The sequence below is a fragment of the Prauserella halophila genome (assembly GCF_024171895.1).
In the GTDB taxonomy this organism is placed as follows: Bacteria; Actinomycetota; Actinomycetes; order Mycobacteriales; family Pseudonocardiaceae; genus Prauserella; species Prauserella halophila.
On the sequence record NZ_JAMTCQ010000011.1, the window covers coordinates 198,032 to 213,339 of the forward strand.

The following is a 15,308-nucleotide window of genomic DNA, read 5'->3' on the forward strand; positions in this document are numbered from 1 at the left end:
GTCACGGCCAGGGCGCCGCTTCTCTTGCGGCACCGGGGTGGCTCGACCAGTGGAGTGAGGGGAGGTCCTCCCCTGTGAGCCACCCGGCGCTACTCTGTGACCAGACCCATTCCGGCCACATGTGGAATCATGTCGGAATTATTCCAGCGCCGCCAGTCGGCCAACTGGGTGAGTCTGTTGACAGGCAGGAGTGGGTGATCACGTGAGAGAGCAGGAGCACGAGGTGGCGCGTAAGACGATCCGGGCCAGAAGGCTGGGGCAGCAGCTGCGCAAGATCCGCGAGTCTGCCGGGTTCAGCCAAGGTCAACCCTGCGAAGCGCTCAACGTTGACCAGTCGAAGAGAACCAGCATCAGCCAGGGCCAGATCTCCAAGATCGAGGCGGGAAACGCGCGGCTCGACGCCGACCAGCTCGCACGGATCATGTTCGTCCTCGACATGCCGGACGAGACGGTCGAGAAACTCGAGGACCTGCGAGCTTCGGCCGAAACACCTGGATGGTGGAGCAAGTACAACCCGTACCTGCCGTCATCACTCGAGCTGATGGTCGAGCTCGGCGACGATGCAACAACGTTGAGCACCTACGACGCGGTGTTCGTGCAGGGCCTGCTGCAGACCGAGGACTACGCCCGGGCTGTGGTCGAGTCGGCCCGTGCGTGGATCCGGCCGACAGCTGTCGAGGATCTGGTCGAGCTGCGCATGCGCCGACAGGAGCGACTGGCCGAAAAAGGCTTCGGGCGCCTGACCGCGGTGTTGGCGGAATCCACGCTGTATCACCAGGTCGGCGGCCCGAACGTGCTACGAGCGCAACTCGAGAAGTTGTGCGAGGTAGCAGAGGAAGGTCACCAGGCGGTTCACGTGCTGCCCTTCGAGTCGGGGCCATGGCCTGGCATCGGAGGTTTCGTCATCTTCGGGTTCCCTGACGACGAAGACGCGGAGGTAGCGCAAGTCGACAGTGATCTCGGTGCAGCGATCTACGAGGACAAAGAGTCGATCAAGTCGGTGACATACACCCACAATGCAGCTCTCGCCCAGGCCCTGTCGGCACGGGCAACCCTGGACAGGCTGCAGACCGTAAAGAAGGAATTGGAATGACACACAACCCTTACCAGCAGCTGACGGACGAGCTCTACGCCCAGCTCGTACACGCACCGCACGCCAAGCCGTTGGCCAGCGGGGCCAGCGGTAGCTGCATCACGGTCGCGTCCGCGGGTGGGTTCATCAGCTTCCAGGACGACAAGCTCCCCACAGAGGAACGCCGGGCGCGTACACAGGTCTACACGCCCGAAGAACTCGCAGCGTTCGTGGCCGACGCGAAGGCCGGCCACTACGACCAATACCTCGCCTGACTTCCAAGTAACGGAAACGATGCCGGTGTCCCGCATGCGGGACACCGGCATCGTTGCGTTCGGGTGGATGGTGCGGCTTCGCAACCGGATCAGTGGGTGGCGAACTGGCTGGCGATCCGGCATCCAGCAGTGTCATCGGCAACCGCCACGCAGGAAGCGGGACATACCTTCCTCACTGGCGGCCGCGGCGTCGGTGATCGTGTCGAGTAAGGCTGCGGGGAGGTAGGGGTCGTGGCCGAGGCCGCCATCCGTGACGATGGTGGACATCTGCTGTCGGGTCGCCGCGGAAGTGCCGACCATGCAGGTGCGGTGTGTGTCTACGTCACGGGCAACGTAGGCATCGCCCGCGCTGATCGCTTGCTGGGTGATGTTGGCAGCGATTGGGGCGGCCGGTGCGTGACGAAGGAGGTCGAGTACCACGAGACCGAGCCGGCATCGGAACACTGGAGGGGTGGTGCCGAGGTCGAGGTAGTGCTCGAGCATCCGGTGCTCGGCCAGCTGAGTGTCGCGGCCCGCGAGTGTGAGGCACAGGGTGGCCAGGCAGTCGGCGATGGCCTGTTCCCAGGGTTCGTGTGTGCCGCTGCGGTCGAGTAGTTCGAGCGCATGGTCGTGGTCACCGTTGACGATGCCGGTGATGATGGCGACCTGTCTGCCGTTGAGCAGTCTCTCACCGATGCCGCGGTGGCATTCGATGTGCGCGAGTGCGTGTTCCCATCGTCCAGCGCGAGTCAGTGCGCGCGTGCCGTCGGCGAGCAGCACCGTCCACAGGAACCGAACCAGCTCCGACCGCCGCTCCCGGTCGTCGAGGAGGTTTGCGGTGTCGACGACCCGGTCGTCGATGCGGATGGCAGCGCCGCCCCGCATGGCCTGATAGAGGCCGGTGAACAGCTCGTGTGCGCGATGCTCGTCCCCGGTGCGGATCTGGAGTCGCCCGATATTGACCAGTGGCTGCAGGGCGAGCTTCGCTGTTCGCGGCGCGAGAGGGCTGTGGGAGCGAAACAGGTCGAACTGGCGCCAGCACAGCTCTCTGGCACGGTCGGCCATTCCGCAGTCGCTGAGCAGCAGTGCAGCTTTGTTGAGCGATTCGGCAGCGGCCACGAGCTCCGTGCTCACCTTCGTGTGGGACGCGAGCTCGGCCGACGTTGGCAGCCAGGGCGTCGTGGTCATGCCGACGGTCGGTCCGGTTCCGCCTCGCCGTCGTCGGATGCGACGTCCCGCTCGGATCCCTCGTACCAGGTGCCTGCCACGAGGTCGACGGCGCTGCGCTGGGGATCCGGCGCGGCGTGGTCGTAGACCTTGCGCGTGGTGTCGATGCTGCTGTGCCCGACGTCGCCCTGCACGTGGGCGAGATCTGCACCGGCTTCGACCGCGGTGGTGACGTAGAAGTGCCGCAGTGCGTGCGGATGCATGGCGTCGGCGACCTCGGCCAGCTCCGGACCCGCCGACACGGCGACCCGGCGCAGCAGCTGCCAGATCGCCTGCCGCTGGAACCGCCGCCCCGTGCGGGTGCACAGCAACGGCCGGTCGTCGGCGGTGCCGGTGTGCTCCCGTTGCAGCGCCGTCTCGCGGGACGCCGACGTCCCCCTCGAAGCTGCGGCGTCCCGCACGCGCAGCCGGTATTCGGTCAGTGCGGCGTCGGCGGGTTCGCTCAGGTACACGATGCGCGTCTTGCCGCCCTTGCCGTGCACCCGCAGCGCCCGGCGCCCGCGCGTGACGTGCAGATCGGACTCGTCGAGCCCGCACAGTTCACTCACCCGCAGCCCCAGGGTGAACAGCGCGACGATCGCGGCCGCGCGGGCGGTGTCGACGGCGCCCGCTCCCCTGCGCGGCGCCGCGGCCGCGGTGTGCAGGGCGCGTACCTGCCTGCCGGTCAACGTGACGGTGGCCGAGGTGCTCGTTGCCGCCGTGGTCAGGCCGAGTCGCCGTCTGCTCAGCGCCGCGGGATTCCCCGTGACGAGGCCGGCCTCGGCGAAGGAGGCGTACAGCGTCTTGACGGTCGCGAGCAGACGGTCGCGAGTGGACGGTGCCGCGCCGGCGGTGGCCACGGCCTCGAGCCACGCCTTCACGTGGCCGCTCGTGACCTGCACCGGATCCAGCTGTCGGGAGGCACACCACCGGAACCAGTGCACCGCACGCAATCGGCCGCGCGGTGCCGGGGGCGGACGCCGGACCGGACCGTCGGCACCGTGCGGCGTCAACTGCAGGGCCGCCGCATAGGCAGCCACCGCAGCGCGCCAGTCATGTCCCGGCGAGCCGTTCCCCGGCGCCGTGAAGTGCGGGAGCTCGGAATCCCGGGGTGCGGTGTCCGGTGTGGACACCGTCGGCGATGGCGTGTCGACGCCGGTCCGTGTGGTGGTCTCAGTGGTGCCGGTCTCGGTGGTCCGGACCCATTGCTCGACGTCGGCGCTCGTGACGGGCAGCCCCAGGCCCTCGGCGTAGGTCCGGCGGGTCTGCACGTTGCCGTACCCGGTGAGCCAGTCCGCGATCGCCGCGAGCAACGCTGCCGGATCGGACGTCCCGGGCCACGGATCGGTCCCGGCCCACACCGACTGCGTGAGGGGAACCGGATGCTCGCTCATCGGGATCGACCGTAGCGCATGGCGGGCCGGACGGCGGTTCCCTGGCCACCGTCTCCACCGGGGAGATGCCGCGGACGCGGCGCGGGTGGACCGTCGCGGCTGCGGTCGGCGATGCTGTGGACGTGGAGTACGTGTCCAGAGTGCCTCGGCCGCCGCTGGACGGGCTGATCGACGACCTCTATTACCTGGAGGGCGCGCCGCCGTACGCCCGGCTGACGCTGCCGCCCGCGCCGTCGGCGCTGCTCGTCCTCAACCTCGGGGACCACCTGCGCATCCGCGCCGGTGCCGACATCGATACGGCCGAGTATGCCGACGGCTGCGTGGTCACCATGCCCACCCGCGCGTGGGCGTTCGGCTACCCACTTCGGACCCGCACCGTCGGCGTGCATTTCAAGCCGTGGGGGACGGCGCCGTTCCTGCCGATGCCCGCGGCCGAGCTGCGGGACCGGCCGGTGGCGGTGGAGCAGGTGTGGGGTCGGCCCGCCGTTGCTGAACTACAGGAGCGGCTGGCCACGGCTCGCGGGCCGCACGAGATGCTGACACTCCTCGAGGAAGAGCTCATGCGACGGCTGTGCGAGACCGTCGGCCTGGGGCTGGTCCGCCACACGGGCAATGCCGTCGCGGCGACCGGCGGGACGGTGGCGATCCGTGACCTGACAGCGGCGGCCGGTGTCAGCAGCACTCATCTGGCACAGCGGTTCAAGGAGCTCGTCGGCGTCACGCCGAAGCGGCTGGCTCGCACCTACCGCTTCTTCTCCACCGCGTTCCCGATCGACCCCGCCGAACCGATCGACTGGGGAGAACTCGCCGCCGGCGCAGGCTATTTCGACCAGGCCCACTTCGGCCACGAGTTCCGGGCGTTCACCGGGCTCACTCCTACCCGGTATCTGGAAGCCCGGCGGCAGTTCCTGCGTGACCATCCCGGTCACGCACTGGACGGTTGGCCGCTGCCCGCCGATTGATTTCGTACAAGCGCGGTACCTCCCGACACACCTAGTTTCGGGGCCGTCCCGAGACAGCGGAAAGGAGAGCCCCGTGGGCAAGGTGGTCATGTACAACGTGGTGTCGGTGGACGGCTTCGTCGCGGACGAGAACGACCGGCCGGGACCGCTGTTCGACTGGTACTTCAACGGTGACGTCCCGCTGGACGAGGGCGGAGAACTCACGGTGTCGCGGACGTCCCACGAGTACATCCGGTCGTACTGGGACGAGATCGGAGCGTCGATCTTCGGCCGCCACGTCTTCGACATGACCGGTGGCTGGGGCGGAGAGTCTCCGGGCGGGGTGGACCACGCGGTCGTCGTGACGCACCGGCCCGCACCCGAGGGGTGGGATCGCGAGGCGCCGTTCCACTTCGTCGACGGCATCGAGGCGGCCGTGACCACGGCGCAGCACCTTGCGGGTGACCGCACGGTCAACATCGCCGCGGGCGACGTGGGTGGCCAGGTGCTTGCCGCGGGCCTGGTCGACGAGGTGCGCATGGACGTCGCACCCGTCGTGCTCGGGTCCGGCAAGCGCTACTTCGGGTCGGTCGAGGCCCAGCACCTGCTCGAGGATCCCGACGTGGTGATCCAGGGGAACCGGGTGCTTCACCTGCGGTACCGGGTGCGCCGTTGACCGATCCGGGCGACGCGAACACGTCCACTGCGGACGCAGAAGGCCGGTTCCCACGGGTGACGTGGAAACCGGCCTTCGTGCGAGTCGCCTGTGCCTACTGCTGGCGCGGCGGCGGTCCACCCGCCTGCGGACCCTGCTGCGGCGGCTGCTGCCCCGGGTTTCCGCCGGACGGTCCCGCGGGCGGCTGCTGCTGCGGAGCCTGCTGCGGCGGCGGGGTCGGCGCGGCAGGCTGGGCCGGGGGCACCGGAGGAAGTTCCGGCGCCTCGTCCTTCTCAGCGGCTTCCGGCTGAGCGGGCGACGAAGCGCCGCCGCCGAGTGCCTGCAGCGCCGCGGGCGGCGGGGTGGGCGCCTGCTGAGTGCCGTGCAGCGGGCCGACCTCCTGGCGCGCGACCTTCTCGGCCTCGCGCACGGCCTCGGCGACACTCGGGTCCGACTTGGTGTCGAACCAGGACGCGACCTCCTCGTCCTCCAGCGGCGGCATCTCCGTGTCGTCATCCTTGGGCGGCTCGTACCGGAACACGCCGTCCTCGCCCGGAGCGCCGAGCTTGCGGGCAAAGCCTTCGAGGGCCTGGCCGTACTCGCTCGGGATCATCCAGACCTTGTTCGCGTCGCCCTGCGCCATCTGCGGCAACGTCTGCAGGTACTGGTAGGCCAGCACCTCCGGCGTCGGCTTGCCCGCCTTGATGGCCGCGAAGACCTTCTCGATGGCTTTCGCCTGGCCCTGTGCCTGCAGGTACCGGGCGGCACGTTCACCCTGGGCCCGCAGGATCCGCGACTGCCGCTCCGCTTCCGCGGACAGGATCGAAGCCTGCTTGGAACCCTCGGCCGCGAGGATCTGGCTCTGCTTCTGGCCCTCGGCCGTCTTGATGGCCGACTCGCGCTCGCCCTCGGCGGTCAGCACCATGGCGCGCTTCTCCCGGTCCGCGCGCATCTGCTTTTCCATCGAGTCCTGAATGGATGGCGGCGGATCGATGGCCTTCAGCTCGACGCGCGCCACGCGGATGCCCCAGCGGCCGGTCGCCTCGTCGAGGACGCCGCGGAGTTGCTGGTTGGTCTGATCACGCGAGGTCAGCGCGTCCTCGAGGCTCATGCCGCCGACGAGGTTGCGCAGCGTCGTCGTGGTCAACTGCTCGACACCGACGATGTAGTTGGAGATCTCGTACACCGCGGCGCGGGAGTCGGTGACCTGGAAGTACACGACCGTGTCGATCGAGACCGTCAGGTTGTCCTGCGTGATGACCGGCTGCGGTGGGAACGAGACGACCTGCTCCCGGAGATCGACCTTCGCGCGCACCTTGTCCAGAAACGGCACGAGGAAGTTCAAACCGGGGCCGGCCACCATCCGGAACCGCCCGAGCCGCTCGATGACGGCCGATTGTGATTGCGGCACCACCATCAGCGCCTTCGCGACCACGACGATCACGAGCAACGCGATGACGGCGACAACAATCAGTCCTGTTGGCTCCACCTGGTTTCTCCCCTTCACGGTGCGGACCGGGTTGCGGGGTGCACGCGCGGCGCGTGCGCCGTCCCGATCGGCGGCTGTTCGATTTTGCGGACCGGCGCCGGGTCGGTCCGTACTTCCAGGTGCTGCGCCGGACGCGGCCCCTGTGTCAGATCGCGGCGGACACGATGGCCGTCGCCCCTTGGATCTCCACGACGGTCACGTGCGCGCCCGCCTCGATGACGTCGCCTTCGGTCAGGGCTTTTGCGGACCAGGGCTCCCCGGCCAGCTTCACCTGGCCGCCGTGCGCGTCCACGTCGGACATCGCGACCGCTTGACTTCCCACCAGCGCTTCGGCGTTCGTCTTGATGCCGGGACCGGACAGGAAGCGGCGTTTCAGGGCGGGACGGACCAGCCCCAGCATGCCCGTCGAGGCGATCGCGAACACCGCGACGTCGACGTAGATGTTGCCGGTGATCGCGTCGGCCCCGGCCGCGGCGAGCGCCCCGACGCCGAGCATGAGCAGGACGAAGTCGCCCGACAGCACCTCGGCCACGATCAGGACGATGCCGATGATGAGCCAGATGAGCGCCGCTGTCATGGGCTCATGCTCCCAGATCCGTATCGGTGAGATGAACCGGATCACAGTACGTGATCGAGGTGTGACCTCATCCGGCTCGACTGCGACCTCGCCGCCTCACTTCTGCGGCGGGTGTGGTGCGGCAGGAGTGAGACGGGCACTGCGGAATCGGAGGGTCCCCCTCAGCCGTCGGGCTCGGTGACGAAGTCGATGAGCCGTTCGACCGCCCCGATGAGTGGCGTTTCGACGTCGCGGAAACTGCCGACCGCGGCAAGCACCCGCTGCCAGCCCTCATAGGTCTCGCCCCAGCCGAGCGCATCGCAGACGCCACGCTTCCATTCGACCCCTTTCGGAATCCGGGGCCAGGCCTCGATCCCGAGGACATCGGGTTTGACCGCTTCCCAGATGTCGACGTACGGATGGCCGGTGATCATGACCTGCGGGTCGGTGATCCCCTCGACGATCCGGGACTCCTTGCTGCCGGGAATCAGATGGTCGACCAGCACACCGAGCCTGCGGCCCCGGCCGGTGCCGAACTCGGCGATCGCATCGGACAGCACGTCGACACCGTCGAGCGGTTCGACGACCACGCCCTCGACCCGCAGATCGTGACCCCAGATGCGCTCGACCAGCTCGGCGTCGTGCTTGCCTTCGACCCAGATGCGCGAGTCGCGCGCCACCCGGGCGCGCAGACCGTCGACGTGCACGGATCCGGACGCCGACTGCGTACGCTGCGGCGTCGCGGGCTGCGGGGTCCGCGTGGGCACGAGCGTCACGGGCTTGCCCTCGAGCAGGAACGCAGCGGGACCGAGGGGGAAGACCCGGTGGTTGCCGTCCCGACCCTCCAGGACCACGTTGCCGTGCTCGAGACGGACGAGCGCGCCGCAGAATCCGCTGGCCGGATCTTCGACGACGAGGCCCGGCTCCGCGGGCACGTCGGGGACCTTGCGCTTGCGGGAACCGGACATGATGTCGCCGTAGGAATGGGAACGCACGAACGGGAAACCTAGCGGCTCGGCCGCCGGAATCCGGGGAGCGCCACGCCCTCCCCGCTTCCGGAAGCGGCGCTCCGTTCCGGAACCGGCTCCGCATCGACGGGCCGCGGTCGGGGCGGGTCGGCTGAGAACAGTGGACCGGTCAGAACAGCGGCCAGGTCAGAACAGCGGCCAGGTCAGAACGGTGGCCGTTTCAGAACGGTGGCCGTTTCAGAACAGTGGCCAGGGAATCGCGCGCCAGGCGCCGCTGGGGACCGGGAACGTGCCGGCCTCGACCAGGCCGTCGACCCGCGTGGTGAGCGCCGTGACTTCCTCGCGCGTCAGGTGCTGCGACAGCGAGGCGCCCAGGTCGCGGTCGAGTGCCCAGCGGAGTTTGCGCAGCTTGTCGAGCACGTCGTCGCCGAGCGGTTCGCCCGCCCAGCCCCACAGCACGGTACGCAGCTTCGGGTCGGTGTGGAGGCAGATGCCGTGGTCGATGCCGTAAATCCGCCCGTCGGGTCCCGGCAGGATGTGGCCACCCTTGCGGTCGGTGTTGTTCACGACGATGTCGAGGATCGCCAGTTCGCGCAGTTCGGGGTCGTCGGCGTGCGCGACGACGAGTGGCTGCCCCTCCTGGTCCTCGGCCCGGAGGACGACGCGCCAGTCGTCGGGCAACTCCTCGGGGGCGACGACGTCGACCAGTTCGCGTTCGGTGACGTCGATCCAGAGCTGCACCATGCCTTCGCCGAACGGGCCGTCGCGCAACACGGTCGGCGACACCCGGCCGATCTCGGCGGCCTCGGCGATCAGTGCGGTGGCGACCTCCCGGCCTGCCAGCGTGCCGTCGGGGAAGTCCCAGAGGGGCCGTTCACCCGACACCGGCTTGTACACCACATCGGCGACGGCACCGTCGAGTTCCACGGTGCCGAACACGGTCAGGTTCGACGCGTCGACGATCCGGCCCCGGACTTCGAGGTCCCCGCGTGTGATCAGCTCGGCGACGGCCGGGTCCGCCGGGTCGACGGGCCGGCCGGGCTCACTGTGCGCCTCTGCCACCTCGGCTCAGCTCTCGTCGGTGAGTTCCGAATCGCGCCGGTAGCCGTTCTGCCGCGGGCAGATGTGGCCGGCGGGGTCGAGCGGCTCACTGCAGAGCGGACACGGTTTCCGGCCCGCGCTGACGACCCGGTCGGCGCGGGCCGCGAACGCGCGTGCCGCGGGCGGGCTCAGGAACACCCGCACGGCGTCCGGGCCTTCCTCGGTGTCGTCGAGCACGACGGTCTCGTCGACTTCGCCCTCGGTCACGGCGAGCAGCTCGACCACGACGGCCTGACTCTCGGCGTCCCAGCCCAGGCCCATCGTGCCGACCTGGAATTCCTCCTCGACCGGCACGTTGAGTGGTTCGTTGTCGAGCAGTTCGTCCGGGGCCTCCTCCGGCACCTCGGCGTCGAATCTGCTGGCGATCTCCTCGAGCAGCGAGCTCAGACGTTCGGCGAGCACGGATACCTGCTGCTTCTCGATGGTCACGCTGATCGTGCGCGTGTCCTCGGAGGCTTGCAGGTAGAAGGTGCGATCGCCGGGTTCCCCGACGGTTCCTGCGACGAACCGGTCGGGCTGGCGGAAGACGTGGATGACACGAGCCATGGCACCCCCGACCTTAAGCCAACTTCCACACCGGGTCTCGCCCGGGGGCGGATCATCGCACGATCCTGCCCCGACTGCGCCGGTCGTTGCCCTACAGTGGCGCTCATGCCTGCGATCGCTCCGTTCGGTACCTGGCCGTCCCCGATCACCGCCGCCGCCGTCGCCGCCGCTGGTGCGACACCCCAGTGGCTCGATGTCGTGCACGGACCCGGCCCGGTGCACGGCGACCGGGACACGGGTGCGGGCCCCGCGGTGTGGTGGGCCGAGGCCCGGCCTGCCGAGGGAGGCAGGGTCGCGCTGGTGCGCATCGGCGACGACGGCCGCGCCGAGGACGTGCTGGCGCCGCCGTGGAACGTCCGGAACCGCCTCCACGAGTACGGCGGCAGGCCGTGGACGGTGGTCGGCGACACACTCGCGTTCACCCATTGGGACGATCAGCGCATCTATGCGGCGCCGCTACCGGGCGGTTCCGCCGGTGCCGACTCCGACGGCCGGGTGCGGCCGCTGACGCCCGAGCCCGCCGTCCCGCACGGCGTCCGGTACGGCGACCTGCGCCCCGGAGCCGACGGCGCCGTGTGGGCGGTACGGGAGACCGCGACCGGATCCCGCCGTACCGACGTCTCCCGCGACCTGATCGCCGTGAGCCGCGACGGTGAGGTCCGGTCCCTGGCCGCCACCCACCACTTCCTCACCGCACCGCAGCTCTCCCCCGACGGCCGCCGCGCCGCCTGGTTGGGCTGGGACCACCCGTCGATGCCGTGGGACGAGACGGCCGTGTGCGTGGCCGAGGTCGACGGCGACGGCGCGTTGGGACCGCACCGCGTCGTGGCGGGCGGCGACGGCGTGTCGGTGTGCCAACTGACGTGGGGGCCTGCGGGCGAGCTGCTCGCACTGGCCGATCCGTCGGGCTGGTGGAACCTGCACCGGGTGTCGTTGGCCGGTGCCGCCGGCGGCACCGGGTTCGAGGCGATCGCCCCGGTCGAGGCCGAACTCGGCGGGGCGCTGTGGAAGACGGGCGCGCGCTGGCTGGCACCGCTCGACCGGGACCGGTATGCGGTGCTGGCGTCCGGCCGGTTGGCCGTCCTCGACACGACCTCGGGGACGCTCACCCCCGTCGCCCCGGAACTGACGGCGTGGGCACCGTCGCTCGCGGTCGCCGGCGGTGACGTCGTCGGTATCGCGGCGGGGCCCCACACGGAGAACACCGTCGTGCGCGTGCGGCCCGATGACGGCACGGTCGAACACCTCACCCCAGAGCCGGAGCTGCCGCCCGCGGAGTACCTGTCGGTGCCGCAGGAGCGCACGTTCCGCACCGCCGACGGCCACGCGGTGCCGGCCTACGTCTACCCGCCGCGGCACCCGGAATGTGCGGGCCCGGACGACGAACGCCCGCCGTACCTGGTGCACGCCCACGGTGGCCCGACCGGCCGCAACTACGCGGTGCTCGACCTGGACTTCTCCTACTTCACCAGTAGGGGCATCGGTGTCGTGGCCGTCGACTACGGCGGGTCCGTCGGCTACGGCCGGCACTACCGGGAGCGGCTGCGCGAGCAGTGGGGCGTGGTGGACGTTGCCGACTGCGCCGCCGTCGCCCGCACCCTCGTCGAGGAGGGCACGGCCGACCCGGAGCGGATCGCGATCCGTGGCGGCAGTGCAGGCGGGTTCACGTCGGCGGCGTCGATGACGACGACCGGCACCTATCGTGCGGCGACGGTCAAGTTCCCGATCCTCGATCTGGCGGAGTGGACGGGTGACGGCGGCGAGGTGCACGATTTCGAAGCGCAGTACGTGTACGGGCTCGTCGGGCCGCTGCCGGAGACGATCCGGCGGTACCGGGACCGCTCCCCTCTCCACCACCTCGACGACCTGGCCGGCCCGGTGCTGATGCTGCAGGGTCTCGACGACGAGATCTGCCCGCCCGATCAGGCCGAACGGTTCATCGCGGCGCTGGAGGGCAGCGGAATCCCGCACGCCTATCTCCCGTTCGAGGGGGAGCAACACGGCTTCCGCAGTGCGGCGACGATCGTCGCCGCACTGGAGGCGGAGCTGGCGTTCTACGGGCAGGTGTTCGGCTTCGGCACCCCCGACGTTCCGGCGCTGGAGTTGCGCCGATGACGCCGCGCGCCCTCCAGCCGGGTGACACCGTGGCGCTGGTCGCCCCGTCGGGGCCCATCAGTGGGGAGCTCGTGGATCAGGCGGTCACTGCGTTCACCGCGTGGGGACTGCGGGTCGACGTGTTCGACGGGGTACGGGCGCGGCATCCGCGGTATCCGTACCTCGCGGGAACGGACGAGCAGCGCGCGGCCGATTTCACCAGCGCCTGGACGCGTGACGACGTCGCGGCGGTCGTGGCTGCACGGGGTGGGTACGGCGCCCAGCGCATGATCGACCTGGTCGACTGGGACGCCGTCCGGGCGGCCGGCCCGAAGCTCTTCGCCGGGTCGAGCGACATCACCGCACTGCACGCCGCCCTCGCCCACCACCTCGGCGGCCCGACGGTGTTCTCGACCATGCCGGCCTCGGCCCATTTCGACTCCGTCGCCGCCGAGAGCCTGCGCGAGGCGCTGTTCCATCCCGCCGCCACGCGGACGATCCGCGGTCCGGACGCGCGCACGCTCCTCGGCGGCACGGCCACCGGCCACACGGTCGGCGGCAACCTCAGCCTGCTCGCCGCGAGCGCGGGCACACCCGAGCAGCAGCACGCGGCCGGAGCGATCGCACTGCTCGAGGACGTCGGCGAGGAGGTCTACCGGATCGACCGGATGCTGACGCAGCTGCTGCGATCCGATTGGTTCGACGGCGTCGCCGGGATCGCCCTGGGGTCGTGGGCCGAGTGCGGTGACCCGCGGGAGGTCGAAGCACTCCTCCTGGAACGGCTCGGCCACCTCGACGTACCGATGGTGTGGGAGCTCGGTTTCGGCCACCACCGGGGCGCGTTGACACTCCCGCTCGGCGCCCCTGCGGAACTGGACGCCGACGCCGCACACCTGGTGGTCCATCCCTGACCGGTGCCGACCGGCCTTACTCTCGGGGTATGAAACTCGATCCGGTCGATGCCCGTTCCCGGTTCGCCGCGGCCCGGGTGGCGACGCTGGCCACCGCCGACGTCGACGGCGTGCCCCACCTCGTGCCGGTGACGTTCGCGGTCGAGGGCGACACCGTGGTGTTCGCGATCGACGACAAGCCCAAGTCGACGTCGAACCTGCGGCGGCTGCGCAACATCGCGGCGAATCCGCGGGTGTCGCTGCTGGTCGATCACTACGAGGACGACTGGCGCAGGCTCTGGTGGGCGCGGGCCGACGGCACGGCGACGGTGCACGACGACGGGGCCGACCGCATGCCCGCGATCCGTGCCCTGACGGCGCGCTACCCGCAGTACGAGGACACGCCGCCGCAGGGGCCGGTCGTGGTGATCGCCGTCAGCGGCTGGAGCGGCTGGTCGGCGAGCTGAGCGGCAGCTCGGGGCGGCGCACGTCCGGCCGCCGCCACGCGGCGACGAGCCCCAGCGGATCGGGTTTGAGCAGCGACGCGGCTGCGTAGAGGCTCGCCGCGACGACGCCCACGATGAACCACCAGTGGTACAGGCTCTGCTCACCCGTCGGGTAGTACACGAGCACGAGGAACACGCTGATCCCGACAACCGCCGCCAGGTGCGTGCGCTTCCAGCGGAACAGAGCCAGGACCACGAAACCCCAGGTGAGGTACCACGGCAGCGTCGGCGGCGCGAAGATCGCCACGGTCAGCAGCGCGATCCCCATCCGGAAAATCGTCGTGTTGTCGTCGCCGTGCCGTGCCAGCCACCACTGCCGCACCGCGATGGCGGCGAGCGCCAGCCAGCCCAGGCCGCGGGCGACGTCGACGAACGGACCCGGCGGGACGTCGACGATCGTCTTGACGAGGGTGTGCACGGCCTCGCCGACGCCACTCGGGAAGTTCAGCCAGTTGACGATGATCTGCGGCGCGGACAAGCCCGCGAACCAGCCGAGGTTGAACGAGCCGAGCGACGCCCACGTTCCGGCGACGAACACCGCGCCGAAGATGCCCAGCGCAGGAGTCACGGCCGCGACGAAGCGCCGGCACAGACTGCGTTCGGCCGGCAGGTGGTTCGCCCAGATCCACACCAGGAACGGCAGGGCGATCGCGGCCGTCGGCTTGATCAGCATCCCCACGGTCACGAGCCCGACCGCGAGCGCGTGCTTGCGGTCGAGGGCCAGCAGCACGCCGACGGCCAGGAAACCGAGCATCAGCAGGTCGTTGTGAGGTCCGCCGACGAGGTGGATGACCATCATCGGGCTGGCCACCGCGAGCCACATCGTCACGGCGAGGTTGCCGCCGAGCTTGCGGACCAGCTTCGGCAGTGCCCACAGCACTGCGGCCAGGCCCACCAGCAGTACCAGCCGGGTGACGATCACGCCGGCGATGACGTTCTCGCCCGTGGCACCCACGATGTGCTGCGAGATCCACAGGAACAGCGGACCGTACGGTGCCGGGGTCGTCTGCCACAACGGATGTACGTTCTCCACGACCGTGGGCAGGGTGTCGAGCGCGGCCGGGCCGTAGGCGTACGGATCGAGCCCGTGCAGCAGCTGTGCCCCCTGGCCGAGGTACGAGAAGACGTCGCGGGTGAACAGCGGCGGCGCGACCAGTAACGGCGCCATCCAGGACAGCGCGGCGATCACCACCGGGCGCGCACCGACCCGGCCTGCCAGCACGTGCCGACCGAGCCGGACCCACGCCCACACGACGAGACCGAACCCGACGTACAGCAGCCCTGTCATGAGGACCTTGCCGTGGCCGTACCGGATCCACGACAGCGGGCCCTGGCTCAGCACCGGGTCGTGCACGAGTACCCCGGCCGCACCGAAGGACGCGATCAGGACCAGGACGCTGCCGACCACGCCCATGAGCGTTGTGCGCAGCGGAAACCGTCCCGTGCCGCTCTCCGGGTCGGCCGGGATGAACGTGTCCGCAAGGCCCTTCCCGGTCCGGGTTCCGGCGCCGGGCACGGGGTCGGTGGTGGTCGCCATACTAGGTTTTGAGGTTACACACCACGCTCGGGCTCCCTGATATCACCCGATGTATCCGGAGTCACTACGCGTATCGGCGTATTCCGGTCGCACGGGCCG

15 protein-coding genes are annotated in these 15,308 nt (G+C 70.0%); 7 read left to right on the forward strand and 8 right to left on the reverse strand.

Annotation, left to right across the window (positions count from 1 at the left end):
* Positions 1-202: 202 nt before the first annotated feature.
* Both LY41_RS15810 and LY41_RS15815 read left to right on the forward strand, forming a co-directional pair.
* The gene (locus LY41_RS15810; RefSeq protein WP_253864792.1) at positions 203-1,093 is read left to right on the forward strand and encodes a helix-turn-helix domain-containing protein; all 891 of its coding nucleotides are present in this window, start codon (positions 203-205) and stop codon (positions 1,091-1,093) included.
* Complete coding sequence (locus tag LY41_RS15815) at positions 1,090-1,347, forward strand: hypothetical protein (protein WP_253864793.1); 258 nt, start codon at positions 1,090-1,092, stop codon at positions 1,345-1,347. Before LY41_RS15810 ends, LY41_RS15815 begins: the two co-directional genes overlap by 4 nt.
* Positions 1,348-1,479: 132 nt before the next feature.
* Here LY41_RS15815 and LY41_RS15820 read toward each other — a convergent pair whose 3' ends face one another.
* Both LY41_RS15820 and LY41_RS15825 read right to left on the reverse strand, forming a co-directional pair.
* Positions 1,480-2,514, reverse strand: coding sequence for a hypothetical protein (locus tag LY41_RS15820; RefSeq protein WP_253864794.1), 1,035 nt, complete (start codon positions 2,512-2,514; stop codon positions 1,480-1,482).
* Complete coding sequence (locus tag LY41_RS15825) at positions 2,511-3,926, reverse strand: tyrosine-type recombinase/integrase (RefSeq protein ID WP_253864795.1); 1,416 nt, start codon at positions 3,924-3,926, stop codon at positions 2,511-2,513. Before LY41_RS15825 ends, LY41_RS15820 begins: the two co-directional genes overlap by 4 nt.
* 140 nt (positions 3,927-4,066) lie before the next feature.
* Here LY41_RS15825 and LY41_RS15830 point away from each other — a divergent pair, with 140 nt between their 5' ends.
* Together LY41_RS15830 and LY41_RS15835 are read left to right on the forward strand one after the other, a co-directional pair.
* On the forward strand, positions 4,067-4,888 hold the full coding sequence (locus LY41_RS15830; RefSeq protein WP_253865056.1) for an AraC family transcriptional regulator: 822 nt from the start codon (positions 4,067-4,069) through the stop codon (positions 4,886-4,888).
* A gap of 73 nt (positions 4,889-4,961) precedes the next feature.
* Positions 4,962-5,543, forward strand: a complete 582-nt coding sequence (locus LY41_RS15835) for a dihydrofolate reductase family protein (RefSeq protein ID WP_253864796.1) — start codon at positions 4,962-4,964, stop codon at positions 5,541-5,543.
* A gap of 94 nt (positions 5,544-5,637) precedes the next feature.
* Here LY41_RS15835 and LY41_RS15840 read toward each other — a convergent pair whose 3' ends face one another.
* From LY41_RS15840 to LY41_RS15860, 5 genes are all read right to left on the reverse strand, one after another.
* Positions 5,638-6,939 carry an SPFH domain-containing protein gene (locus LY41_RS15840; RefSeq protein WP_253865057.1) on the reverse strand — a complete coding sequence of 434 codons (1,302 nt, stop codon included), beginning with the start codon at positions 6,937-6,939 and terminating at the stop codon, positions 5,638-5,640.
* A gap of 217 nt (positions 6,940-7,156) precedes the next feature.
* Positions 7,157-7,588, reverse strand: coding sequence for an NfeD family protein (locus LY41_RS15845; RefSeq protein ID WP_253864797.1), 432 nt, complete (start codon positions 7,586-7,588; stop codon positions 7,157-7,159).
* Positions 7,589-7,749: 161 nt separating this feature from the next.
* Positions 7,750-8,562: a DUF3097 domain-containing protein gene (locus LY41_RS15850; RefSeq protein ID WP_253864798.1), complete on the reverse strand. Its 813-nt coding sequence runs from the start codon at positions 8,560-8,562 to the stop codon at positions 7,750-7,752.
* 210 nt (positions 8,563-8,772) lie between these two features.
* A complete protein-coding gene (locus LY41_RS15855; protein ID WP_253864799.1) occupies positions 8,773-9,597 on the reverse strand; it encodes an SCO1664 family protein in 825 nt (274 codons plus the stop codon).
* 6 nt (positions 9,598-9,603) lie between these two features.
* On the reverse strand, positions 9,604-10,182 hold the full coding sequence (locus LY41_RS15860; RefSeq protein ID WP_253864800.1) for a DUF3090 domain-containing protein: 579 nt from the start codon (positions 10,180-10,182) through the stop codon (positions 9,604-9,606).
* 105 nt (positions 10,183-10,287) lie between these two features.
* Between LY41_RS15860 and LY41_RS15865 the strand changes: the two genes are divergently transcribed.
* From LY41_RS15865 to LY41_RS15875, 3 genes are read left to right on the forward strand one after another with little or no spacing between them, the layout of a single operon-like run.
* On the forward strand, positions 10,288-12,297 hold the full coding sequence (locus LY41_RS15865) for an alpha/beta hydrolase family protein (protein ID WP_253864801.1): 2,010 nt from the start codon (positions 10,288-10,290) through the stop codon (positions 12,295-12,297).
* On the forward strand, positions 12,294-13,187 hold the full coding sequence (locus LY41_RS15870) for a S66 peptidase family protein (RefSeq protein WP_253864802.1): 894 nt from the start codon (positions 12,294-12,296) through the stop codon (positions 13,185-13,187). The genes LY41_RS15865 and LY41_RS15870 overlap by 4 nt, the downstream gene beginning before the upstream one ends.
* Positions 13,188-13,216: 29 nt before the next feature.
* Positions 13,217-13,633, forward strand: a complete 417-nt coding sequence (locus LY41_RS15875) for a TIGR03668 family PPOX class F420-dependent oxidoreductase (RefSeq protein ID WP_253864803.1) — start codon at positions 13,217-13,219, stop codon at positions 13,631-13,633.
* On the opposite strand, the gene mptB is transcribed toward LY41_RS15875, so the two are convergent.
* A complete protein-coding gene (mptB, locus tag LY41_RS15880; protein WP_253864804.1) occupies positions 13,602-15,209 on the reverse strand; it encodes a polyprenol phosphomannose-dependent alpha 1,6 mannosyltransferase MptB in 1,608 nt (535 codons plus the stop codon). The two genes, LY41_RS15875 and mptB, sit on opposite strands and share 32 nt — an antisense overlap.
* Positions 15,210-15,308: the final 99 nt, after the last annotated feature.